At 74.9% G+C, this 21,888-nt stretch carries 20 protein-coding genes; 11 read left to right on the top strand and 9 right to left on the bottom strand.

Annotation, left to right across the window (positions count from 1 at the left end; all coding sequences use genetic code 11):
* Nucleotides 1-85: 85 nt before the first annotated feature.
* Together ACQP12_RS25990 and ACQP12_RS25985 are read left to right on the top strand one after the other, a co-directional pair.
* Nucleotides 86-808: a PH domain-containing protein gene (locus ACQP12_RS25990; RefSeq protein WP_433282737.1), complete on the top strand. Its 723-nt coding sequence runs from the start codon at nt 86-88 to the stop codon at nt 806-808.
* Nucleotides 805-2,031, top strand: a complete 1,227-nt coding sequence (locus tag ACQP12_RS25985; protein WP_433282735.1) for an FAD-binding protein — start codon at nt 805-807, stop codon at nt 2,029-2,031. The genes ACQP12_RS25990 and ACQP12_RS25985 overlap by 4 nt, the downstream gene beginning before the upstream one ends.
* A 28-nt stretch (nt 2,032-2,059) precedes the next feature.
* Here the strand turns inward: ACQP12_RS25985 and ACQP12_RS25980 are convergent, their stop codons facing one another.
* From ACQP12_RS25980 to ACQP12_RS25970, 3 genes are all read right to left on the bottom strand, one after another.
* Complete coding sequence (locus ACQP12_RS25980; RefSeq protein WP_357939375.1) at nt 2,060-3,202, bottom strand: site-2 protease family protein; 1,143 nt, start codon at nt 3,200-3,202, stop codon at nt 2,060-2,062.
* 99 nt (nt 3,203-3,301) lie between these two features.
* Nucleotides 3,302-4,153 carry an alpha/beta hydrolase gene (locus ACQP12_RS25975; RefSeq protein WP_357939377.1) on the bottom strand — a complete coding sequence of 284 codons (852 nt, stop codon included), beginning with the start codon at nt 4,151-4,153 and terminating at the stop codon, nt 3,302-3,304.
* 42 nt (nt 4,154-4,195) lie between these two features.
* Nucleotides 4,196-4,936, bottom strand: a complete 741-nt coding sequence (locus ACQP12_RS25970; RefSeq protein WP_433282733.1) for a TetR/AcrR family transcriptional regulator C-terminal domain-containing protein — start codon at nt 4,934-4,936, stop codon at nt 4,196-4,198.
* A 109-nt stretch (nt 4,937-5,045) separates the two neighbouring features.
* Here ACQP12_RS25970 and ACQP12_RS25965 point away from each other — a divergent pair, with 109 nt between their 5' ends.
* The 5 genes from ACQP12_RS25965 to ACQP12_RS25945 all read left to right on the top strand — a co-directional run bounded on the left by ACQP12_RS25965 (nt 5,046) and on the right by ACQP12_RS25945 (nt 10,087).
* A complete protein-coding gene (locus ACQP12_RS25965; protein ID WP_433282731.1) occupies nt 5,046-6,485 on the top strand; it encodes a DHA2 family efflux MFS transporter permease subunit in 1,440 nt (479 codons plus the stop codon).
* A gap of 78 nt (nt 6,486-6,563) precedes the next feature.
* Nucleotides 6,564-7,454 (top strand): ABC transporter ATP-binding protein, encoded by an 891-nt coding sequence (locus ACQP12_RS25960; protein ID WP_357939383.1) that lies wholly within the window; start codon nt 6,564-6,566, stop codon nt 7,452-7,454.
* 30 nt (nt 7,455-7,484) lie between these two features.
* A complete protein-coding gene (locus tag ACQP12_RS25955) occupies nt 7,485-8,291 on the top strand; it encodes an ABC transporter permease (RefSeq protein WP_433282728.1) in 807 nt (268 codons plus the stop codon).
* A 21-nt stretch (nt 8,292-8,312) separates the two neighbouring features.
* Nucleotides 8,313-9,467, top strand: coding sequence for a histidine kinase (locus tag ACQP12_RS25950; RefSeq protein WP_433282726.1), 1,155 nt, complete (start codon nt 8,313-8,315; stop codon nt 9,465-9,467).
* A complete protein-coding gene (locus ACQP12_RS25945; RefSeq protein ID WP_357939389.1) occupies nt 9,464-10,087 on the top strand; it encodes a response regulator transcription factor in 624 nt (207 codons plus the stop codon). Before ACQP12_RS25950 ends, ACQP12_RS25945 begins: the two co-directional genes overlap by 4 nt.
* Before the next feature lie 6 nt (nt 10,088-10,093).
* On the opposite strand, the gene ACQP12_RS25940 is transcribed toward ACQP12_RS25945, so the two are convergent.
* Nucleotides 10,094-11,008, bottom strand: coding sequence for a L,D-transpeptidase (locus ACQP12_RS25940; RefSeq protein WP_433282724.1), 915 nt, complete (start codon nt 11,006-11,008; stop codon nt 10,094-10,096).
* Between the two features lie 73 nt (nt 11,009-11,081).
* Nucleotides 11,082-12,527 (bottom strand): alpha-amylase family glycosyl hydrolase, encoded by a 1,446-nt coding sequence (locus tag ACQP12_RS25935; protein ID WP_433282721.1) that lies wholly within the window; start codon nt 12,525-12,527, stop codon nt 11,082-11,084.
* A gap of 352 nt (nt 12,528-12,879) precedes the next feature.
* Between ACQP12_RS25935 and ACQP12_RS25930 the strand changes: the two genes are divergently transcribed.
* From ACQP12_RS25930 to ACQP12_RS25915, 4 genes are read left to right on the top strand one after another with little or no spacing between them, the layout of a single operon-like run.
* Complete coding sequence (locus tag ACQP12_RS25930) at nt 12,880-14,436, top strand: hypothetical protein (protein ID WP_433282719.1); 1,557 nt, start codon at nt 12,880-12,882, stop codon at nt 14,434-14,436.
* The gene (locus tag ACQP12_RS25925; protein WP_357939397.1) at nt 14,433-15,899 is read left to right on the top strand and encodes an NADH-ubiquinone oxidoreductase-F iron-sulfur binding region domain-containing protein; all 1,467 of its coding nucleotides are present in this window, start codon (nt 14,433-14,435) and stop codon (nt 15,897-15,899) included. Before ACQP12_RS25930 ends, ACQP12_RS25925 begins: the two co-directional genes overlap by 4 nt.
* A gap of 22 nt (nt 15,900-15,921) precedes the next feature.
* Complete coding sequence (locus tag ACQP12_RS25920) at nt 15,922-16,503, top strand: TlpA family protein disulfide reductase (RefSeq protein WP_433282716.1); 582 nt, start codon at nt 15,922-15,924, stop codon at nt 16,501-16,503.
* Nucleotides 16,500-17,378: a cytochrome c biogenesis CcdA family protein gene (locus tag ACQP12_RS25915; RefSeq protein WP_357939401.1), complete on the top strand. Its 879-nt coding sequence runs from the start codon at nt 16,500-16,502 to the stop codon at nt 17,376-17,378. Before ACQP12_RS25920 ends, ACQP12_RS25915 begins: the two co-directional genes overlap by 4 nt.
* Here the strand turns inward: ACQP12_RS25915 and serS are convergent.
* The 4 genes from serS to ACQP12_RS25895 all read right to left on the bottom strand — a co-directional run bounded on the left by serS (nt 17,362) and on the right by ACQP12_RS25895 (nt 21,878).
* Nucleotides 17,362-18,648 carry a serine--tRNA ligase gene (serS, locus tag ACQP12_RS25910; RefSeq protein WP_433282714.1) on the bottom strand — a complete coding sequence of 429 codons (1,287 nt, stop codon included), beginning with the start codon at nt 18,646-18,648 and terminating at the stop codon, nt 17,362-17,364. The genes ACQP12_RS25915 and serS overlap by 17 nt on opposite strands.
* Nucleotides 18,649-19,110: 462 nt before the next feature.
* A complete protein-coding gene (locus ACQP12_RS25905; RefSeq protein WP_433289455.1) occupies nt 19,111-20,184 on the bottom strand; it encodes a MerR family transcriptional regulator in 1,074 nt (357 codons plus the stop codon).
* A gap of 47 nt (nt 20,185-20,231) precedes the next feature.
* On the bottom strand, nt 20,232-21,407 hold the full coding sequence (locus ACQP12_RS25900; protein WP_433282712.1) for a saccharopine dehydrogenase family protein: 1,176 nt from the start codon (nt 21,405-21,407) through the stop codon (nt 20,232-20,234).
* Nucleotides 21,408-21,461: 54 nt separating this feature from the next.
* Nucleotides 21,462-21,878: a hypothetical protein gene (locus ACQP12_RS25895; RefSeq protein WP_433282710.1), complete on the bottom strand. Its 417-nt coding sequence runs from the start codon at nt 21,876-21,878 to the stop codon at nt 21,462-21,464.
* Nucleotides 21,879-21,888: the final 10 nt, after the last annotated feature.

Raw genomic sequence — 21,888 nt, 5'->3', positions numbered from 1 at the left:
CCCTACCCGGTGGCGGGGCAACCACGCCTTGCGCGATTGGCGGATGATGCACCCGGACACGCGCGACCGGAACGGGGGGAACGACATGGAGCTGCACCGCAACCGGGGGGTGCTGCCGCTGGCCCTCGTCTGCGTGGCGGGCGGGGTGATGGTGCTCGCCGTCGCCGGTGACGGCCCGGTGCTGCGGATGCTGGTCGCCCTGGGGATCGTCGTGATCGGCGTCAAGGTGCTGATCGGCGCGCTGCGGCCGTTCCGCTGCGTGCTCGGCCCCGAGGGGCTGGAGGTGCGCCGGCCGGGCCTGCGCGGGACGTACCCCTGGGAGCAGTTCGCGGCGCTCGCCCTCGACGACGCCGGCCGGCTGGTCGGCGTGCCCGGGGCCGGGCTGCCGCCGGGCCTGCCGGTCACCGCCCGGCATCCGCGCGACGGCCGCCCCGCCGTCGAACTGCTCGACCTCGGCCAGGTGCGGGAGAGCCCCGACGAGGTGACGGCGGCGCTGGTCCGCTACGCGGGCGACCGGTTCACCGACGCGCGCACCCGGCCGGCCGGTGTGGACCTCGACTTCACGATCGGGCTGCGCGGCTACGACGTCCGCGAGGTCGACCGGCTGGTGCACCGCGCCCGGGAGGCGCTCGCCCGGGGCGGAACGGCCGAGCGGCGGGCCGCCCGGGCGGAGATCGAGCAGACCCGGGCCGCCGGGCTGCCGGTGGCGCTGCGCGGGTATTCCACCACGGAGGTGGAGGCGGCGCTGGACAAGCTCTGCGCCGCCCTTGCCGAGGAGGCCAACACCGACCGGGAGGCCACGGCATGACCGGCACCAACTGGGCGGGCAACGTCACCTGGTCGGCCCGCGCCCGGCACGAGCCCACCACCCTGGACGAGCTGCGCCGGCTGGTCGCCGGTGCGGACCTGATCCGCGCGGTGGGCACCGGGCACTCGTTCAACCGGCTCGGCGACACCACCGGTGAGCAGGTGTCGGTGGCCGGGCTGCCGCCGACGGTCGCGCTCGACCGCGACCGGGGCACCGTCACCGTCGCCGCCGGGCTGCGCTACGGCGACCTGGCCACCGCGCTGCACGCCGAGGGGTACGCCCTGGCGAACCTCGCCTCCCTGCCGCACATCTCGGTGGCTGGGGCGGTCGCCACCGCCACCCACGGCTCGGGACCGGCGAACGGCAACCTGGCCACCGCCGTGGCCGCGCTGGAACTGGTCACCGCCGACGGTGACCTGCTCACGGTGGACCGCGGCGACCCCCGGTTCGCCGGGATGGTGGTCCACCTCGGCGCGCTGGGCGTGGTCACCCGGCTCACCCTCGACGTGGTGCCCGCCTTCGAGGTGCGGCAGTACGTCCGGCTCGGCCTGCCCCGCGCGGCACTCGACACCGCGCTCGACGGGGCGTACAGCGTGAGTGTCTTCACCGGCTGGCGGTCGCCCCGCTTCGACCAGGTGTGGCTCAAGCAGCGGGCCGACCAGCCGCCACCCCCGGCGGACTGGCTGGACACCCGGGCGGCCGACACGCCCCACCATCCGGTGCCCGGGATGCCGGCGGAGAACTGCACGGCCCAGCTCGGCGTGCCCGGGCCGTGGCACGAGCGGCTGCCGCACTTCCGGCTCGGCTTCACCCCGAGCAGTGGCGACGAACTCCAGTCCGAGTGGCATGTGGCCCGCTCCGACGCCGCCGCGGCGCTGGCCGCGCTCGACCCGGCGGCCGGGCGGATCGCCGCCGTGCTCCAGGTCTGCGAGCTGCGTACGGTGGCCGCCGACGGGTTGTGGCTCAGCCCGAACCACGAGCGGGACACCCTGGCCGTCCACTTCACCTGGGTCGGTGACCCGGCGGCGGTGGCGCCGGTGCTGGCCGAGGTGGAGGAGCGGCTCGCCCCGTTCGCCCCGCGCCCCCACTGGGGCAAGCTCTTCGCCCGCGACCCGGGTGCCGCCTACCCGCGCCACGACGACTTCCGCGCCCTGCTGCGCGAGCTCGACCCGGCCGGCAAGTTCCGCACCGCGTTGCTGGACCGTTACTTCCCGCGATACTGACCTACCGCCGTGGCCTGCTGAGCGACGGCTAGGAGCGGCCGGCGGCCATCTGCTCGCGCATGTGACCGCGCTGCACGGCGCGGCTGATGTCGCTGGGCGAGACGATCCCGACCAGCCGCTGGTCGGTCACCACGAGCGCCCGGCCGTCGGCGCACGCGCTGAGCCGGGGGAGCAGGTCGCTGAGCTGCTCGTCCGGGGTGGCGAGCACCAGCTCGTCGGCCCGGCAGGAGACCTCGGCCAGGGTGGTCGCGGCGCGCCGGTCGGCCGGGATGCCGCGGACCCGGTCGAGGGTGACGAGCCCGATCGGCCGGCCCTCCTCGGTCAGCGGCAGCGCCGAGTGCCGGTACGCGAAGAGGTAGTGGTCGACGAAGTCGGCGACGGTCATCTCCCCGGAGGCGGTCTGCGGCTGCGGGGTCATCACCTCGGCGACCCGGATGCCGCGCAGCGCGCTGCCCATCCGGGCCTGGCGCTCCTCCATGGTGGAGGCGCCGATCAGGAACCAGCCGATGAGCGCCAGCCAGAGCCCACCCACCCCGCTGCCGGCCAGGAACTGCCAGAGCCCCAGCCCGATCAGCAGCGCGCCGAGGACCCAGCCGGCCCGGGCCGCCACCACGGCCGCCTTGGTCCGGTCGCCGGTGGCCTTCCACACCGCCGCGCGCAGCACCCGGCCGCCGTCCAGTGGCGCGGCCGGCAGCACGTTGAAGATCGCCAGCAGCACGTTGATGCCGGCCAGCCAGGACAGCGCGCCGAGCAGCAGGCCGTGCGAGCCGGCCACGGCGAGCAGCACCGCGATGGCACCGAAGAAGAGCCCGATGATCAGGCTGACCAGCGGCCCCACCCCGGCGATGCGCAGCTCGGCGCCCGGGTCGCGGGCCTCGCCCTTGAGCTCGGAGACGCCGCCGAAGAGCCAGAGTGTGATCCCCTCGACCTCGATGCCGTTGCGCTTGGCGACCACCGCGTGGGCCACCTCGTGGGCGAGCAGGCCGAGGAAGAAGACCACCGCGGCGGCCAGGCCGGCGGCCCAGTACGCCACGGCCGAGTGTCCCGGGTACGCGCGGGGGAACTGGCTGGCGGACAGCGCCCACGCGATCAGCACGAAGATGACCAGGACGCTCCAGTTGACCCCGACGGGTACACCCGCGATCCGGCCAAGCCGGAAGCTCGCCCTCATGACCCCGTCATACCCCCACCCTGCCCCACCATGCGTCGCCGGTCGGTCGGGTCGGTCGCCGCGACCCGCCGGCACCACCCAGGGAGTCTTCGCCGGTTGTCAGCGGCGGTTCGGGGCCGTGCTGACCACGGTCGGGGAGTACTCGTTGGCCGCCTCCACGGCCCACTCCAGCGCGAAGTCGGCCTCCTCCTCCCAGCCCGGCTCGCCGCCGACGAAGTGCGACCGCCCCGGGAACTCCCGGTAGCTGGTGATCGCCGTCGAGCCCCGGTAGAGGTTGGCCACGGCGGACGCCAGCGCGGGCGGCACCACGTGGTCCTCGCCGCCGGCCGTCACGAGCAACGGCGCGCGGTCGGTGCGCGTGGTGTCCGTCGCCGTCGCCGAGTTCGGGTCCAGGTTGGCGAACGCCCCCTCGAAGAAGACGTGGCCGGCGGCGGGCACGGCGTACCGCTCCCAGGCGGCGTCGGATTCCTCCTGGCTGATGGTGTTGCCGAAGGTGTACCGGAAGTCCTCGGCGGTGAACGCCACCGCGCGGTGCCGGTTCGCGGGGTTGCGCAGGATGGGGAACCCGGAGCGCAGGGTGCTCAGCGGCAGCTTCAGCACGCCCTTCACGGCGGCGGGGTGCAGGGCGACGACGGCGGCGCCGAGGCCCCGGTCCATGAGCAGTTGGGCGATGAGGCCCCCGAACGAGTGCCCCATGATGATCGGCGGCCGGGGCAGGCCGCGGATGATCCCCGCGTAGTGGTCGACGATGGTGGCGATCCGCTGCGCGGCGATCGGGGTCGGGTCCTCCCGGAGCCGCTCGACGTCGACGTCCATGCCGGGCCAGGCGGGGGTGAGGACCCGGAAGCCGCGCGCCGAATACCGGTCGACCCAGTGCTCCCAGCTGCGTGACGTCATCCACAGGCCGTGGATCATCACGATGGTGTCCACCCGTGCCGTCGGTGCGCTCATCCCCAGACCTCCCGGTGCCGCGGCGACTGACGTCGGCGCTGGTTACCCGGCCGGGCCGCCCTCACTCCCGGGCGGGACGTGGGTGGCGAGGCCCCGGATCAGCAGGTCGACGCCGAACTCGAAGCGGGTGTCGCCGTCGCCGGCGAGCAGCGCGTCCACGTGCTCCCGCACGTGCGGGTACCGCCCCGCCGGCAGGTTCCGGTAGAACGTGCTGAGCTGCTCGCGCATCCGCGCCCACCACGCCGGCTGGTCCTGTCCGGCGGCCCGGACCTTCTCGGCGTACAGGGCGCCCTCGTAGGCGTCGCCCGCGATGTAGAGAAAGAGCCGGTCGAGGAACCAGGCTGCCTGCTGGGCCGGCACGCCGCCGCTGCGGAGAACGGCGAGCAGCCCGTCGGTGACCCGCAGGGCGTTCGGACCGGTGGGGATGGTGGCCAGTGAGGCCAGCGCCAGGTCGGTGTGCGCGGCGTAGACCCGGTACGCCTGCCGGGCCACCTCGCGGACCTGCTCCGTCCAGCGGCCCGGGTCGGGCTCGGGCACGGTGATGTCCGCGCTGACCCGGTCGACGAGAAGTTCGAGCAGTTCCTCGCGCCCGGAGACGTGGGCGTAGAGGGAGGCCGGTCCGGTGCCCAGCTCCTGGGCCACCCGCCGCATGCTGAGGCCGCCCAGACCTTCCCGGCCGAGCACGGCGAGGGCGGCGTCGACCACGGCCTGCTGGCTGAGCGGCCGGCGGGTCGCCCGGCTGCGCGGCCGGGTGCGCCACGGTGGCGCGGGGGTTTCGCTCACGGACGACCTCCGGGATGTGGGGACTCGAACATCGTACTTGCTGCGAACGGCGTTCGTTGATAGAACAGTGTTCGTCAACGAACAGTGTTCGCTCGAATCGGGGGACCCCATGACCACCCAACTCATCGCGGCACCACCGGCCGCGGGCCACCGCTGGCGCTGGATCGCCCTCGCGGTGATCCTCGCCGCCGAGGTGATGGACCTGCTCGACGTGCTCGTCACGAACCTTGCCGGCCCGGCGATCCGGGCAGACCTCGGCGGCTCGCCCACCGTCATCCAGTGGATCGGGGCCGGCTACACCCTCGCCATGGCCGTCGGCCTGGTCACCGGCGGCCGCCTCGGCGATCTGTACGGCCGGCGCCGGATGTTCCTGGTCGGGGTGCTCGGCTTCACCGCCGCCTCGGCCGCCTGCGCCCTCGCCGGCAGCCCCGGCACGCTGATCGCCGCCCGGGTGGCCCAGGGCCTGCTCGGCGCGCTGCTCCTCCCGCAGGGGCTGGGCCTCATCAAGGAGATGTTCCCGCCGGAGCAGCTGGCCGCCGCCTTCGGCGCGTTCGGCCCCGTGATGGGGATCTCCGCCGTCGGCGGGCCGATCCTGGCCGGCTGGCTGGTCGACGCCGACCTCGGCGGCACCGGCTGGCGCGCCATCTTCCTGATCAACGTCCCGCTCGGCCTGCTCGCCGCCCTCGGCGCGGCCCGCTTCCTGCCGGCCTCCCGACCCGGCCACGCCACCCGGCTCGACCTGCCCGGCGTCGCGCTCCTCTCGGTCGCGGTGTTCCTGCTGGTCCACCCGCTGGTGCAGGGCCGCGAGCTGGGCTGGCCGGCGTGGAGCTTCGCCATGCTGGCCGGCGCGGTCGTCGTGCTGGCGGTCTTCGCCCGCTACGAGCAGCGCCGGCAGCGGGCCGGCCGGGACCCGCTGGTGGTGCCCGCCCTGTTCCGCCGCCGCGCCTTCACCGGCGGGCTGGTCGCCGGGCTGGCCTTCTTCACCGCGCTGGCCGGCTTCTCGCTGGTGTTCAGCCTCTACCTCCAGCTCGGGCTCGGCTGGTCGCCGCTGCGCGCCGGGCTGGCCGGCGTGCCCCAGGCGCTCGGCATGGTGGCCGCCTTCGTGCTCGCCGGCGCCGGCCTGGCCCAGCGGCTCGGCCGGCGGCTCATCCACCTCGGACTCGGGGTGGTGCTGGCCGGCGTCGCCGGGATGCTGCTCACCCTCACCGTGGCCGGCGCCGACGTCACCCCGTGGCGGATGACGCCCGCGCTGCTGGCGGTCGGCTTCGGCATGGGCCTGGTGATGGCGCCCTTCTTCGACATCGTGCTCTCCGGGGTCGAGGAGGCGGAGACCGGCTCGGCGTCCGGCACGCTCACCGCCGTGCAGCAGCTCGGCGGCGCGCTCGGCGTGGCGCTGCTCGGCACCGTCTTCTTCGACGGGCTGGCCGAGTCGGTGTCGCACGCCGTGCGGGTCACCCTCCTCGCCGAGCTGGGACTGCTGCTGGTCACCGTGGCCGGCGCGTTCCTGCTGCCCCGCCGGGCCAGGGAGGGGGCCGGCGGCGGCCACTGACCGCCCTGACAAATGTCACGGTCGGAAGGTGACGCCCGCTCCGGGGACCGGCCCGCCGGTCCCCGGAGCATCATTGTCATGACCGACACCCCACCGGCCGTCGAGCTGGCCGGACTCACCAAGACCTTCGGCCCGGTGACCGCCGTCGACGGGCTCAGCCTCCGGATCGAACCGGGCGAGGTGGTCGCCTTCCTCGGCCCCAACGGCGCCGGCAAGACCACCACCGTGGACATGCTGCTCGGGCTGGCCCGCCCGGACGCCGGCACCGTCCGGCTCTTCGGCGGCACGCCCGGCGACGCCGTCCGGCTCGGCCGGGTCGCCGCCGTGATGCAGACCGGCGGCCTGCTCAAGGACCTCACCGTCGCCGAGACGGTACGGATGACCGCGCACTTCTACGGCCAGTCCCGGCCGGCGTCCGAGGTGCTGGAGCGGGCCGGCATCGCCGACATCGCCGACCGCGCGGTGGGCAAGTGCTCCGGCGGCCAGCAGCAGCGGCTGCGCTTCGCCCTGGCGCTGCTGCCGGACCCCGACCTCATGGTGCTCGACGAGCCGACCACCGGGATGGACGTCGAGGGGCGGCGGGACTTCTGGCAGGCCATCCGTGCCGACGCCCGCTCCGGCCGGACCGTCCTGTTCGCCACCCACTACCTGGACGAGGCCGACGCGTACGCGGACCGGATCGTGCTGGTCCGCCAGGGCCGGGTGGTCGCCGACGGCACCACCGCCGAGATCAAGAACCTGGCCGCCGGCCGGGTCGTGCGGGCCACCCTCCCGGGCGCCGACCAGACCGCGCTCGCGGCGCTGCCCGGCGTGCAGTCCGTCGAGGTGCGCGGCGACGCCGTGCTGGTCCACACCGAGGACTCCGACGTGGTCGCCCGGCACCTGCTGACCCGGACCGACGCCCGCGACCTGGAGATCACCTCGCGCAACCTCGAGGACGCCTTCCTCGCCCTGACCGCCGCCGCCTGACGCCGACCGCGAACGACCCCGGAGCCTGAGATGACCGTCACCGCCACGTCCGCCACCACCACGCCCGACCGGGCCGGAAACCGCCGGCCCCCCGCGCTGGGCGGCTTCTCCGCCCCCGTGCTCGGCATCGAGATCCGCCGGGTGCTGCGCAACCGCCGCACGCTGGTGTTCATCCTGGTCATGCCAGCGGTGTTCTTCCTGCTGTTCGGCCTGCCGCAGCGCGGGCAGAACCTGGACAACGGCCTGCCCGTCATGGGCTGGATCATGATCAGCCTGGCCGTCTACGCGGCCATGGTCGCCACCACCAGCGCCGGCGCGGCGGTCGCCACCGAGCGGGCGCTGGGCTGGAGCCGGCAGCTGCGGCTCACCCCGCTGCGCCCGGCCGCGTACGTGGCCACGAAGGTGGCCACCGCCATGGTGCTCGGCCTGCTCGGCGTGCTGGTCGAGTTCGCCGTGGGCGCCGCCTCCGGGGTCCGGATGCCGGTGCACGTCTGGATCGAGTCCGGCCTGACCGCCTGGATCGGCTCGCTGGTCTTCGCCGCCCTCGGGCTCTTCGTCGGCTACCTCGCCCCAGCCGAGAACGTCATGCAGTTCATGGGACCGGCGCTCGCCATCCTGGCCATGCTCGGCGGGCTGTTCGTCCCGCTCGACATCCTGCCCCACGCGATGCAGCAGATCGCCAAGTTCACCCCGGTGTACGGCGTCGGCCAGCTCGCCCGGGCGCCGCTGACCGGGGCCGGGCTGGACTGGGTGGCCGTCGGCAACGTGGTCGCCTGGACCGCCTTCTTCGGCTTCGGCGCGGCCCGGCTGTTCCGCCGCGACACCACCCGCGTCTGAGGCGCGGCGGCGGAGGTTAGCGTGTTCACCGTGGGCCTGCCGCACCAGCCGAGCCAGCCGGTGAGCCGCCGTTGGCGGATCACCGGCTGGCTCCTGGCCGCGGTCTGGCTCTTCTTCCTCAACATCCCGCTGCTCACCGCCCTGCACCAACCCGAGGTGTGGCGCCGGGTGCTCGGCGCGGTCACCCTGGTCGCCTTCGGCGTTCTCTACGTCTGGGTGTTCGAGTGGGCGCGCGGCCGGCGGCAGGCGCACCGGAACATCCCGCGCGGTCGGGCGTGGACGGTCCTGGCGGCGCTGCTCGGGCTCGGCCTCGCGGGCATTCCGGGCACCGAGGGGGACTGGCTGACCACACTGGTCTTCGTGGCGGCCGCGGCGGTGTTCCTGCTGCCGATCTGGGAGTCCCTGCTGGTGGTCGTGCTGGCCGCGCTGACCCCGCCCGTCACGGCGGCGCTGGTGCCCGGCTGGGAGGCCGAGGGGACCGTGGTCTTCGCCGTCGTGCTCGCCTCGTTCGCCATGTTCGGGGTGACCCGGCTGGCACAGCGCAACGCCGAACTCCAGGGCGCCCAGCAGGAGATCCGCCGGCTGGCGGTGGCCGAGGAGCGGGCCCGCACCGCACGGGACCTGCACGACATCCTCGGGCACTCGCTGACCGTGGTGGCGGTCAAGGCGGAGCTGGCCGGGCGGCTGCTGGAGCTGGACCCGGCCCGAGCGGCCACCGAGGTCGCGGACATCGAGCGGCTGGCCCGGCAGGCCCTGGCCGACGTGCGGGGCACCGTCGGGGCGTACCGCGGGGTGAGCCTGGCGACGGAGCTGGCGGGCGCCCGCTCGGCGCTGGCCGCCGCGGGCATCGCCGCGGACCTGCCCGAGACGGCGCCGTCGCTGCCGGCGGAGCGGGACGAGCTGTTCGGCTGGACGGTCCGCGAGGGGGTGACCAACGTGGTCCGGCACAGCGGGGCCCGGCGCTGCGAGATCCGGATCGACCCGACGGCCGTGGAGATCCGCGACGACGGCCGGGGGCCGGCCGGCGAGCCGGAGGCGGCCGGCCACGGCCTGGTCGGGCTCCGGGAGCGGGCCCGGCGGCTGGACGCCACGGTCGTCGTCGGCCGCCCGCGCGCCGGGCGCGGCTTCCTGCTCCGGGTGACGCTGCCCGACGCCGAACGGGGGACGACCGGATGAGCGAGCCGATCCGGCTGCTGCTCGCGGATGACCAGGCGCTGGTCCGGGGCGCGCTCGCCGCGTTGCTGTCGCTGGAGCCGGACCTGACCGTGGTGGCCGAGGTGGGGCGGGGCGACGAGGTGGTGCCGGAGGCGCTGCGCACCCGGCCCGACGTGGCCCTGCTCGACGTGGAGATGCCCGGCCTGGACGGGGTCGCGGCGGCCGCGGCGGTGCGGGCCGCGCTGCCCGGCTGCCGGGTGCTGATGGTGACCACCTTCGGCCGGCCCGGCTACCTGCGGCGGGCCATGGAGGCGGGCGCGAACGGCTTCGTGGTCAAGGACACCCCGGCCCGGCAGCTCGCCGACGCGGTCCGCCGGGTGCACGCCGGGCTGCGGGTGGTCGACCCGACGCTCGCCGCGGAGACCCTCGCCACCGGGCCGAGCCCGCTCACCGACCGGGAGACCGAGGTGCTGCGTACGGCCCGGGGCGGCGGCACCGTGGCGGAGCTGGCGGCGACCCTGCACCTCTCCGAGGGGACGGTGCGCAACCACCTGTCGGCGGCGATCGGCAAGACCGGCGCGCGCAACCGGGCCGACGCGGTCCGGATCGCCGAGGAGAACGGCTGGCTGCTCGGCGACTGAGCCGGCTCAGGCGGTGGCCGGCGGGGCCGGGAGCTGGTCCACCACCACGACCGCGGTGCCCGGGCGCAGCTCGGCGAGGAGCTGCCGCTGGCCGCTGCGGGTGAGCCGGATGCAGCCGTTGGTGACGTTCCTGCCGAGCGTCGCGTCGGTGTACCAGCTGTGCAGTCCGATGTGGGCGCCGCGCAGCCCGGTCGGCACCGCGTCCGGGTCGTCGGGGATCGCGCCCAGGGCGAAGATGTCCACCCCGCCGTAGACGTCCTGCGGGGGCGGGGTGCGGCCCAGGACGAAGGTGCGGCCGAGCGGGGTCAGCTGCCCGGACATGCCGAGGCTGACCTCCCAGGAGCGCACGGCGCTGCCGTCCCGGTACCAGGTGAGCCGGTGCGGGCGGCGTTCCACCACGATCTGGTCGCGTAGCGCGACGATGCTCCAGCCGCCGGCCGGCAGCCAGGCGATGCGCCGGTTGGCCGAGGGGAGCAGGACGGCGGTCCAGCCCACCCGCCGCTCGACGATCGGCACGGTCAGCTCGACGTCGCTGATGGTGGGCGCGAGGAAGGCCAGCGGCCGGCCGCCCGGCGCGTCGTACGCGGCCACGTTGCGGGTCGGCGTGAGTCCCTCGGTCAGCGGGCGGGTGTCGGCCGCACCGGGGTCGGCCGGGAATCCGCCGGGGGCCGGGTCGTAGGTGACCACCGGCAGGTCGTCCGGGGCGGGTGCGGCGGCCGGCACGGACTCCTCGGGGGACGGGCTCGGCTCCTCCGGAGCGGGCGGCACCGCCGCGGTGGGTGCGCCGGCGACCGGCGCCGGGGCCGGACCGCCGGTGAGGCCGCGCCCGACCAGCAGCGCGGCCGCCAGCAGCACCGGTACGCCGACCGCGGCGAGCAGCCAGCCGAACGTCCAGCGTGAGAACAATCGGTCAAACAGCACGATCAGTACTGTAATCGGGCGCACGGCCCCCGGGCCGCGAAAACAGCGGCGCGGGGGCCGATGTCGTCCTAGCTCAGGGCAGCTTCGCGCCGATGTGGATGGCGATCGCGTCGTGCGCGTTGACGGTGGCGGGGAACCAGCCGCCGGCGTCCACGGTGATCACCGGACCGCTGCACGAGCCGTTGCTGAAGTCGCCGTGGATGACGTCGCAGTAGCGCCCGGCCGGCAGGCCGGTGTAGTAGGACCGGCCGGTGATCGCGAAGTCCTCGTCGTTGACGGTGAGGTAGCCCTTGCCGGCCCGGCTGAACGCGATGTGCTGCCAGCCGTTGTCGTACCAGTTGGCGACACCGGCGCCCTGGGTGGCGTTGGCGAAGCCGACCATGTTGGCGATCACCCGCCAGCGATGCTCGCACTCCCAGCCCGAGTAGCAGGTGGTGTTCGACGTCTTGTTGCTGGCGTCCGAGGGCGGGCCCTGGTCCTTGTTGCCGAACGTGTAGCTCGACATCACCGCCGGGGTGCCGTACGGCCAGGCGAGCATGAAGGCGTTCGCGAGGGCGTACTCGCCGCGGTCGCGGTAGGTCAGGACGCCGCCGTCGCGCTGGGTGTCGTGGTTGTCGGTGAAGACCACCGCGGAGCCGCCGGGCAGGTAACCCCAGGCCTCGCCGAAGTTCCGCAGGTACGCCAGCCGCTCGCTGTTGAACATCCGGGCCAGGTCCTTGCCGTAGCGGAATTCGTGCACGTCGCCGTTGCCGGTGTACTCGGTCGGCTGGATCGGCTCGCCGGCGCCGTAGATGACCTCCTGCACCAGGTACGCCGAGCGGGACAGCTTCCCCTTGATCGCGGCGATGTCTGCGGCCGGCATGTGCTTGCTGGCGTCCAGCCGGAAGCCGTCGACCCCGAGCGAGAGCAGGTCGTTGAGGTACGCGGCGAGCCGGGTGCGTACGTAGTCCGACTCGGTCTTCAGGTCGGCCAGGTTGACCAGCTCGCAGTTCTGCACCTCGTACCGGTCGCCGTAGTTGGCGATGTCGTTGTTGCCGTTGCGGCCGCAGTAGTGGAAGTCCTGACTGGAGTAGGTGCCCGGGTAGTCGTAGTGGCCGAACCCGCTGCCGGCCCAGCCGGTGCCGCCGTTGTCCTGGCCGGACATGTGGTTGACCACGGCGTCGACGATGACCTTCACGCCGGCGTTGTGGCAGGTGTTCACCATCGCCTGGAACTGGGCTCGGGTGCCCTTGCGGGACTCGATCCGGTAGCTGACCGGCTGGTAGGCCACCCACCACTGGTTGCCCCGCACGTGCTCCTGCGGCGGGGAGACCTGCACGTAGCCGTAGCCCTTCGGGCCGAGGGTGCTGGTGCACTCGCTGGCCACCGAGGTCCAGTTCCACTCGAAGAGCTGGACGATGACCTTCTTGCTGCCGGGGGTGGCCGCGGCGGCCGGGGGAGCCGCCACGGTGGTGGGGACGAGCAGGCTGGCGGCCAGGCCCAGGGCAAGGGCAGCCGCGCGGCATCGACGTCGATGCATCGGGACTCCTGAGGGGGTGTGCGGTGCCGGGGGCTTCAGTGCCGGGTTATTGCAAGTCGGCCTGAAATTTTCGGCAAGGTTACAAGCGTGTTGCAAGAACTGTCAACGCATGGACATGTTTCGTTGCGTCAGGCGCTACACGCGCCCCGGGGCCGGACGGTTCGACGGACCGGCCGAGAAATTCGCCACCGGAGGTGATCCGCCCGTGCCGTCCGTCCGTACTGGAGAGGGGAGCAGGGTCGGCCGGTGGGGGCGCCGCCGCGAGACGATCGAGGAGCAGATGGCCCGGGCACAGCAGAACGAGAAGGCGACGACCGTCCGGACCGCCACCACCAGCCGTGGTGCCCGGACGATGTCGAGATCCGCGATGGTGGCGCTCAGCGTGTCCGCGCTCGCCGTCGCGTGGGCCGGCCTCGAACTGGCCGGCGCCGGCACCGTCATGTACTCGTACGGATTCTTCTTCACCGAGTTCTTCGCCGGGGTGGTCACCCTGGTCTCGCTCAGCCTCACCGTGATGATGGGCCTGCTCGCCACCGACCGGCTGGTGCTGCTCATCCGGCACCGGGTGCTGCTCCAGTCGGCGCACCGGGCCACCGGCGTCCTCGGCGTGGCCGGGCTGGTCTGTCACGTGATCACCAAGGTCGCGATCGGCCGGGCCGGGCCGACCGACGCGCTGGTGCCGTTCGTCGCCGGCCGGGGCCTCTACGTCGGGCTGGGCACGGTGGCCGCGCTGCTGATGGTCGGCGTGCTCTGGACCGGCATCGTCCGGGTCCGGTTCGCCGGCGTCGGTCCGAAGTGGATGTGGCGCGGGCTGCACTCCATGGCGTACGTCTCCTGGCCGTTCGCGCTGCTGCACGGGCTCAACGCCGGCCGCGCGGCGAAGACCTGGGTGGTGCTGAGCTACCTGGCCTGCGTGCTGCTGGTGGTGATGGCGCTGCTGGTCCGCCTCTCCGTCCACCTCGGCAAGCGCAGCCGGGAGCAGCACCAGGCCGCCGCGCTGAACCAGGCCATGGCCGGCAAGGGGGAGGAGCGCACGGGCCTGCTCGCCGGGCTGACCCGGCGCCGGAACGCCGGCAAGGAGGAGAGCCGGTCCAGCCGGGGCCGCTGGGCCGAGGCCACCGCCACCTGGACCGCGCCGGCCGGCACGGCCCGGCGCCGCGATCCCGAGCGGTTCGCCGTACCCGTGGTGCCGGAGCCCGGGACGCTGCGCGAGCCGGTCCGTGCGGGGGCCAGCCGGCGGCGCGCCGAGGCGCCCGTCTCCCCGGCCCGCCGCCGCGACGCCGAGCCGGCGCCCGCCGCCCGGCGGCGCGAGGAGCGCGAGCCGGTGGCGAGGCGCGAGGAGCGCGAGCCGGTGGCCCGGCGCCGCGAGGACGAGCGGACCGGCCGCCGCTACCGGGACGAGGAGGAGCGGACCGCACGCCGGTCCCGCGCCGACGCCGACGTCGACGCCCGCTACTCGGCCCCGCCGGAGAGCGGCGGCCGGCACTCGGCGCCGCCGGACACCGGCAGCCGCTACTCCACCCCACCCGAGATCGCCCGCTACTCGGCCCCGCCCCGGCGGCGCGACGAGCCGGAGGAGCCGTGGGACAGCCCGCGCCGCTGGGAGAGCCGGCCCGTCTCCGGCGAGCCCATCTCGGCCGGTCCCATCTCGTCGGCGCCGCGCAGCGACAGCGGCCGGCACAGCGTCGAGGAGGACCTGCCGGAGGAGCCGGACTACTGGCGTCCGCCGGCCCGCTACGCCCCCGACGACGCCTTCGTCGACGACACCCCGACCCTGGTCGACCTCGCCTCCCGGCGGGCCCGGAAGGCCTCCGGCGAGAGCCGGTCGAGCCGGCGCAAGCGGGCCAACGCCAACGCCGACGCCGTGGACGGGGCGTACTGGGCCGGGCTGCGGGGTGAGGCCAAGTGATGCGCACGACCGTGCCGCCGGTGGCCTGTGTCGGCGAGCCCCGGCTCACCGCCGGCTTCGCCGAGTTCGGGAGACTCGACCTGCTCGCCCACGAGGAGGTGCACGGCCCGATCGGGCCCATGGAGCCGGCCGCCCTGCTCCGGCTCGCCGAGGCGATCGACCTCAAGGGCAAGGGCGGGGCCGGCTTCCCGTTCGCCCGCAAGCTGCGCGCGGTGCTGGAGTCCTGCGAGCGGCAGGACCTCGCCGCCGTGGTGGTGGTCAACGCCTCCGAGGGGGAGCCGGCGAGCTGGAAGGACAAGGTGCTGCTCACCCGGGCCCCGCACCTCATCCTGGACGGCGCCGCGCTGGCCGCGTACGCGCTGGACGCCGAGGAGATCGTGATCGGGGTGGCCGACGACGACGTGGGCCGGCCCTCGCTCACCGAGGCGTTGCAGGAGCGGCGGATGCCGGTGCCGACCACCATCGTCACCGTGCCGCACCGGTTCATCTCCGGCGAGGGCGGCGCCCTGGTCAACGGGATCAACGGTCTGCCGCACATCCCGCCGGGCACCAAGAAGCGGTCCAGCGACTCCGGGGTGAACGGGCTGCCCACCCTGCTCTCCAACGCCGAGACGTACGCCCAGCTCGCGGTCGCCGCCCGGATCGGCCCGTACGAGTACGCCGCGCTCGGCACCGACGACGAGCCGGGAACCGTGCTGCTCACCGTCACCGGGGCGGCCAAGCGGCCCGCCGTGGTGGAGTGCGCGGCGGGCACCCCGCTACGCGAGATCCTGGAGCTCTGCGAGGTGCCCGAGGGGCCGGGCATCCTGATGGGCGGCTACCACGGCAAATGGATCACCCCGGAGGCGGCGGACCGGGCCGAGGTCTCCCGCAAGGGACTCGCCGCCGTCGGTGGCACCCTGGGCGCCGGCATCATCGTCCCGCTGGCCCGCGACACCTGCCCGCTGGGCGAGGCCGCCCAGGTGGTCCGCTACCTGGCCGGTGAGTCCGCCGGTCAGTGCGGCCCGTGCAAGATGGGCCTGCCCGACCTGGCCCGCGCCGTCGACCTGGCCGTCTCCGGCAGCGCGCCGATCGAGGTGGTCCGCGCGGCGGCCGGCGACGTGAAGGGGCGGGGGGCGTGCAGCCACCCCGACGGCACCGCCCGGTTCGCGCTCTCCGCCATGGAGGTGTTCGCCGAGGACCTGCGGCTGCACGCCACCGGCGAGGGCTGCGGCAAGCGGGTCAAGGGCCTCATGGGGTTGCCCGGCGCGCCCGACGCCAACCCCCGGAAGCTCACCCTCGACTGGTCCCGCTGCGACGGGCACGGCCTCTGCGCCCACGTGGTGCCGGACTTCATCCGGCTCGACGGCAACGGTTACCCCGCCTTCCCCGCCACCCCGGTGCCGACCTGGCTGCGGGAGGGCGCGCTCAAGGCGGTCAAGGTCTGTCCCGAACTCGCGCTCCGGCTGGTCAAGGCCGAGTAGCCCAACCCGGATGGAGACGCGGATGCGCCCACTCACCGCCCGTCGCCTGGTCACCGCCGCCGTGCTGGCCGTCACGCTGCCCGGCGCGGCGTCCTGCGCGGTCGGGCCGGAGCGGGCCACCCCGGTCGGCGCCGTGGCTCCCGCCCCGGCCGCGTCCGCGTCGGCGTCGCCGGCCGCCCCGGTGGTCCCGGCCCGGGTGCCGGAGACGCTGTCGTTCACCGCGAAGACCCTCGACGGTACGGCGTTCTCCGCCGCCGCCCTGGCCGGGAAGCCGGTGGTGCTGTGGTTCTGGGCGCCCTGGTGCGCCACCTGCGCCAGCCAGGCGTGGACGGTCGCCGAGATCGCCCCGAAGTACCGGGACACCGTGCCGATCGTCGGCGTCGCCGGGCTGGGCGAGCAGAAGGCCATGAAGGAGTTCGTCAGCGAGTTCGAGCTGGCCGGCACCCCGCAGCTCGACGACCGGTCCGGCGCGCTGTGGCGCCGGTTCGAGGTGGTCGAGCAGAGCACCTTCGTGGTCGTGGACCGCGACGGCCGGATCGTCCACCAGGGCTTCCTGGACGGCGAGTCACTCACCCGGCAGGTCGACGCGCTGGCCCGGGGATGACCGGCGGGCTGCTGCTCGCGCTGACCGCGGGCATGCTCGCCGCGGTCAACCCGTGCGGCTTCGCCATGCTGCCCGCGTACCTGTCGCTGCTGGTCGCCGGCCCCGCGGACGGTCGCGGCGCGGTCGGCCGCGCGCTCACCGCCACGGCCGGGCTGACCCTCGGGTACGCGCTGGTCTTCGGCGCCTTCGGGCTGGCCGTCGCGCCGCTGGCCGACTGGTTGCGCCCCCGGCTGCCCTGGCTGACCGTGACCCTCGGCGTGCTGCTGGCGCTGGCCGGCTGCTGGCTGCTCGCCGGCCGGCGGCTGCCCGCCCCGCGCCCGTTCGCCCGGGCGCCCCGGCTCACCCGCACCTGGCCGGCCATGGTCCTGTTCGGCGCGGCGTACGCGCTGACCTCGCTGACCTGCTCCATCGCGCCGTTCCTGGCGATCGTGGTGACCAGCCTGCGGGCCGGCTCGCCGCTGCGCGGGCTGGCGCTCTTCGGCGCGTACGCGATCGGGATGGGTCTGGTGGTCGGGGTGGCCGCGCTCGGCGTGGCGCTGCTGCGCGGCCGGCTGGTGGCCGGGCTGCGCGGCGCCGGCGCGTGGGTGCCCCGCCTGAGCGGCCTGGTGCTGCTGGTCGCCGGCGGCTACGTCGCCTGGTACGGCTGGTACGAGGTGCGCCTCGCCCGAGGCCGCCACGACGCCTTCGGCGACCCGGTCGTGCTGGCCGCGGCGCGCGTGCAGCAGGCCCTGGTCCGCGCGGTGGACACGGTCGGCCCGGCCCTGCTCGCGGCCGCCCTGGTGCTGTTGCTGGCGGCCGGTCTGCGGTGGCGACGGCGGCGGGGGCCGGACGAGCCGACCCCCGCCACGCGTCAGGCGGTCAGCGGACCGGGGTGAGCCGGTCCGTGCCGAGCTTGTCGCGGAGCACCTCCGGCACCACGACCGAGCCGTCGGGCTGCTGGAACTGCTCCAGGATGGCCGGGAAGAGCCGGCTGGTGGCCAGCGCCGACCCGTTGAGGGTGTGCACGAACCGGGTCTGCTTGCCGCCCGGCTCGCGGTAGCGGATGGCCGCCCGGCGGGCCTGGTAGTCGCCGCCCCAGGAGACCGACGACACCTCCTTGTACTTGCCGGTGCTGGGCATCCAGACCTCGACGTCGAGGGTCTTCTTCATGGCGGCGCTGGAGTCGCCGGCCGCGAGCAGGCTGGTCTGGAAGTGCAGGCCCAGCTTCTCGACCAGGCCCTCGACGTGACCGACCATGGCCTCCAGCGCGGCGCCCGCCTGCTCGGGCAGGGTGAACTGGAAGATCTCCACCTTGTTGAACTGGTGGCCGCGCACGGTGCCGCGCTCGTCGGAGTGCGAGCCGGCCGCCTCCCGGCGGTAGCACGGGGTGTAGGCGAACGCCTTCAGCGGCAGCTTCGGGGTCTCCAGGATCTCGTCCTGGAACGCGCCGAGGATCGCCGTCTCCGCGGTGGGCAGCAGGAACTGGCCGCGCGGGGCGGACTGCTTGTCCAGGTGGTAGACGTCGTCGTAGAACTTCGGGAACTGGCCGGCCGCGAAGCCGGCGCTGTCCAGCAGCAGGTGCGGCGGGAGCAGGAACTCGTAGCCGGCCTGGATGTTCTGCTCGATCAGCCAGTTGACCAGCGCCCACTCCAGCCGGGCGCCGAGGCCCGTGTACATCCAGAAGCCGGAGCCGCCGAGCTTCACCCCGCGCTCGTGGTCGACCAGGCCGAGCGCCCGGCTCAGCTCCACGTGGTCCCGGACCTTCTCGACGGCCGGCGGCTCGCCGAAGGTGCGCACCACCCGGTTGGCCTCCTTGCCACCGGCGACCACGTCGTCGGCGGGCAGGTTGGGCAGCTCGCTCATGGTGGTGCGCAGCCGGGACTGCACCTCGTCCAGCTGGGACTCCAGCTCGGCGAGCTGCTTGCGCTCGGCCTCCGGCGCGACCGGCTCCGGCGCCACGCCGGACCGCTTCGCCTCCGCGTACGCGCGCGCCTCGGCCTTGCGGCGCTGCCGCTCGGCGTCGATCTCCGTGATGAGGGCGCGGCGTTCCTGGTCGAGCCGCTGGATCTCGTCCAGCGCCCGGTTGACCTCGGCGGGATCCAGACGCTTCGCCAGCGCGGTCGCCACCGCCTCGCGATCCTTCCGGATCAACTCCATGTCGAGCATGCGGCTCCGTACGCCTCCGTCCAGGCAGTCGGGTGGGACCCCCAGATGCTACCGTCGCGGCCCGTTCCGCCCGCTTCGGCCCGCGCAGGCGGCCGACCGATCGGGTGCCGGCGGCGGCGCGCCCTCGACGGTGACTTTGCGTGACAGCGTGCCCGCCGGCGACCTGGTGTGACGGTGAGTGACGAACGCTGGCCTCGGGGTCGGTCGACGTCGCGGTCCCCGTCAGGTCACGGGTCGCCGAGCTGCGTGTTCTCTCGCACGCCCGCCAACGCCGCCCCCCACCCACGACCGCCTTTGCTCTGCAGCCACGGACGCATCGGTTGCGGTCCGTGCCTGCTGCGTGGATGGCTGCAGAGCAAAGGCGGAATGAGGGTGGGGTGGGGCGGGCGCCGGGATGACGCAGGGTGACAGCGGGTGTGCGTCGCGGGCGAGCCGTCCTGTGCCCGCCACGGTCGGTCCGCGTCAGAGGCGCACCGGCATGAGGATCGAGAAGACGTCCTCGTCGTCGGGGCGGCGCACGGCCAGCGGGGCGATCGGGCCGTCCAGCTCCAGCACGAGCTGGCCCCGGCCGCCGGCGTCCAGGGCGTCGAGCAGGTACTCCCGGTTCACGCCCACCCGCAGGCCGTCCGGGGCGTCGGGCCCGAGCACGCACAGCCCGCCCCGGTCGTCCACGCCGAGCACGACCACCTCGTGGTCGGCCCCCGCGTACTCGCGGTGCAGCACCGCAGCACCGCCGGCGGTGAGCGCCCGCCGCAGCGTCGGAACGTCGACCGGGATCCGGTGGGTGGGCTCGCCGCCGACCTGCCCGTGCAGCAGCCGCCGGTAGTCCGGGAAGTCGTACGGGAGCGCGGCGGCGGTCACCGGCCGGCCGGCCACCGTGACCTCCACCCGGTCCGCGCTCACCATGAGGTGCGCCTCCGGGGTGATCCCGACGCCGGTGTCGAGCAGGGCGCGCAGCTCGTCGACCGCGTCCGCCGGCAGCAGCGCGCGGACGGGCGGGCCGTCGACCTTCCCGCCGACCCGGGCCACGGCGAGCCGGTGCCGGTCGGTGGCGACCAGCCGGACGCCGTCCGGTTCGACCTCCAGCAGCACGCCGGAGAGCACCGGCAGCTCCGGATCGCTGCCGACGGCGAACCGGACGGCGTCCACGGCGGCGGCCAGGTCGGTGCGGGACAGCACGAGTCGGGTGGGGCTCACGGGGATCTCCTCCGGATCGATCAGGGCACGGATCCGGGAGAGCTCACGGCGGGCGTCGGCGAGGCCGTCCTCCAGGCGGCGCAGGTGCGCGTCCAGCAGCCGGTGCACCACGGCCGGCCGGTGCCGGTGCCGCAGCGCCTCGGCGATCCCGGCCAGCGGCATGCCGACCCGGCGCAGCCCGGCGACCAGGCGCGCGGGTGCCACCTGGTCGTCGGTGTACCAGCGGTAGCCGGTCGCCGGGTCCACCAGCGCCGGCACGAGCACGCCCGACCGGTCGTAGAACCGCAGCGCGCTCACCGTCAGCCCACTGGCCCGGGCCAGCTCGCCGATGCTGCGCAGTTCGCTCTCCACGACACCGGATCCTGGGCCCTCGACCCGGTTGAGGGTCAAGCGTCCAGCACCCGGAACGTGATTCCGGCCCGGACCAGCCGGTCGAGCAGGGCGTCGCCCATGGCGGTCACCGGGGTCACCTGCCCGGCGGTCGGGGGCAGGTCGTCCAGGGCCAGGCACAGCGCGGACTCGGCGAGCATCTTGGCGGTCTCGTCGTAGCCGGGGTCGCCGCCGGCCACCTCGGTGCGTACGGTCCGGCCGCCGCCGGTGCCGACGAACCGGACCCGGAACCACGACTTCGCCCGCTGGGCGGCGCTCGGCCCCTGGCCGGAGGAGAGCCGGCCGAGCAGCCAGCGCCGCGTCGGCGGCAGCTTCACGAGCCCGACCACCCCGGCCAGGCCCACGCCGGCGGCCAGCACGGTGGGCAGCCGCTTCACCGCGGCGAAGTGGCGGTAGCGGAAGTCCGGGCCGTACTCCGTGCGGGCCGCCGCCGACCGGCGGACCACCTGCGGGTCGATGGTGGGCAGCGGCACGGCCCACTGCCCGAACTCCTTCACCCGGCCGACCCGGCCGGGCACCGCCCGGACCCGGCGGCCCTCCGGCCGCGGCTCGACCGCCCGGCGGGCCTTCGCCGCCCGGCTCATCTCGCCCGTGCGGGAGAACGCGGTCAGTGCCGAGTGGTACGTGCCGGCCGAGAACCGCCCGCCGGCCCGGACGTAACCGTCCACGGTGACCGGCCCGTCGGTGGGCAGGTGCTTGACGGTGAACCAGGCGCCCAGGTCGTGCGGGATCGAGTCGAAGCCGCAGGCGTGCACGAGCCGCGCCCCGGTGCGCACCGCCTCGGCGTGGTGCCGCACGTACATGAGGTCGACGAACTCCGGCTCGCCGGTGATGTCGAGGTAGTCGGTGCCCGCGGCGGCGCAGGCCGCGACCAGCGGCTCGCCGTGGTGGACGTACGGGCCGACGGTGCTGGCGACCACCCGGGCGCTCTCCGCCACGGCACGCAGCGACGCCGGGTCGGTGACGTCGGCGGTGAGCAGCGGCAGCTCGGCCAGGCCCGGCTCGATGGCGGCCAGCCGGTCGCGCACCCCGGCCAGCTTGTCCGGGTTGCGGCCGGCCAGCGCCCAGCGCAGCCCGTCCGGGGCGTGCCGGGCCAGGTACTCGGCGGTCAGGCCACCGGTGAAACCGGTGGCGCCGAAGAGGACGAGGTCGTACGTGCGGTCGTCGCGCATCCGCCGAGTGTGCCACCCGCGGCCGCCCGGATCACGGGGTGCGGACCCCCGCCCTCAGCCCGCGGTCCCCGGCCGGTCCAGCCGGGAGCGGTCCGCCCGCAGCACCTCCCCGGTCTCCACGAGCTGCTTCGTCTCCCGCAGCGCCTGCCGGAGGAACCGGCCGGGGTCGTCGCCGACCAGGTGGGCGGCCAGCCCCGGCAGCATCGCCTCCCCACCGGCGGGCAGGCGGGCCGCGAGTTCGGTGCCGCGCCCGCCGGGGGCGGGGCGGGCGGACAGCTCGACCGCGCCGCCGAGCCGGTGCAGCGGTGCCGGCCGGCGCCCGCGCGGCAGCACCTCCTCGGGCCGGCCGGCCACCGTCAGCACCTGCCAGCGCCCCGGTGCGGGACCGGGTGCGGCCGGCCGGTGCCGGTGCCGGCGTACGAGGACGCCGGCCGCCAGGACGGCGAACCCGCCGCCCGCCAGGCGTCCCATCCGTGCCACC

The sequence above is a fragment of the Micromonospora sp. CA-244673 genome, assembly GCF_050948395.1.
In the GTDB taxonomy this organism is placed as follows: Bacteria; Actinomycetota; Actinomycetes; order Mycobacteriales; family Micromonosporaceae; genus Micromonospora.
Note: the sequence above shows the minus strand (reverse complement) of the source record. Positions and strands in the feature narration are given on the sequence as shown.

Coding starts and splice junctions, on each gene's coding strand:
- ACQP12_RS25965 (WP_433282731.1), top strand. CDS start 5,046: ATGACCACCCAACTCATCGCGGCACCACCGGCCGCGGGCCACCGCTGG.
- ACQP12_RS25990 (WP_433282737.1), top strand. CDS start 86: ATGGAGCTGCACCGCAACCGGGGGGTGCTGCCGCTGGCCCTCGTCTGC.
- ACQP12_RS25900 (WP_433282712.1), bottom strand. CDS start 21,407: ATGCGCGACGACCGCACGTACGACCTCGTCCTCTTCGGCGCCACCGGT.
- ACQP12_RS25920 (WP_433282716.1), top strand. CDS start 15,922: ATGCGCCCACTCACCGCCCGTCGCCTGGTCACCGCCGCCGTGCTGGCC.
- ACQP12_RS25915 (WP_357939401.1), top strand. CDS start 16,500: ATGACCGGCGGGCTGCTGCTCGCGCTGACCGCGGGCATGCTCGCCGCG.
- ACQP12_RS25945 (WP_357939389.1), top strand. CDS start 9,464: ATGAGCGAGCCGATCCGGCTGCTGCTCGCGGATGACCAGGCGCTGGTC.
- ACQP12_RS25980 (WP_357939375.1), bottom strand. CDS start 3,202: ATGAGGGCGAGCTTCCGGCTTGGCCGGATCGCGGGTGTACCCGTCGGG.
- ACQP12_RS25960 (WP_357939383.1), top strand. CDS start 6,564: ATGACCGACACCCCACCGGCCGTCGAGCTGGCCGGACTCACCAAGACC.
- ACQP12_RS25955 (WP_433282728.1), top strand. CDS start 7,485: ATGACCGTCACCGCCACGTCCGCCACCACCACGCCCGACCGGGCCGGA.
- ACQP12_RS25975 (WP_357939377.1), bottom strand. CDS start 4,153: ATGAGCGCACCGACGGCACGGGTGGACACCATCGTGATGATCCACGGC.
- ACQP12_RS25930 (WP_433282719.1), top strand. CDS start 12,880: ATGTCGAGATCCGCGATGGTGGCGCTCAGCGTGTCCGCGCTCGCCGTC.
- ACQP12_RS25935 (WP_433282721.1), bottom strand. CDS start 12,527: ATGCATCGACGTCGATGCCGCGCGGCTGCCCTTGCCCTGGGCCTGGCC.
- ACQP12_RS25895 (WP_433282710.1), bottom strand. CDS start 21,878: ATGGGACGCCTGGCGGGCGGCGGGTTCGCCGTCCTGGCGGCCGGCGTC.
- ACQP12_RS25985 (WP_433282735.1), top strand. CDS start 805: ATGACCGGCACCAACTGGGCGGGCAACGTCACCTGGTCGGCCCGCGCC.
- serS (WP_433282714.1), bottom strand. CDS start 18,648: ATGCTCGACATGGAGTTGATCCGGAAGGATCGCGAGGCGGTGGCGACC.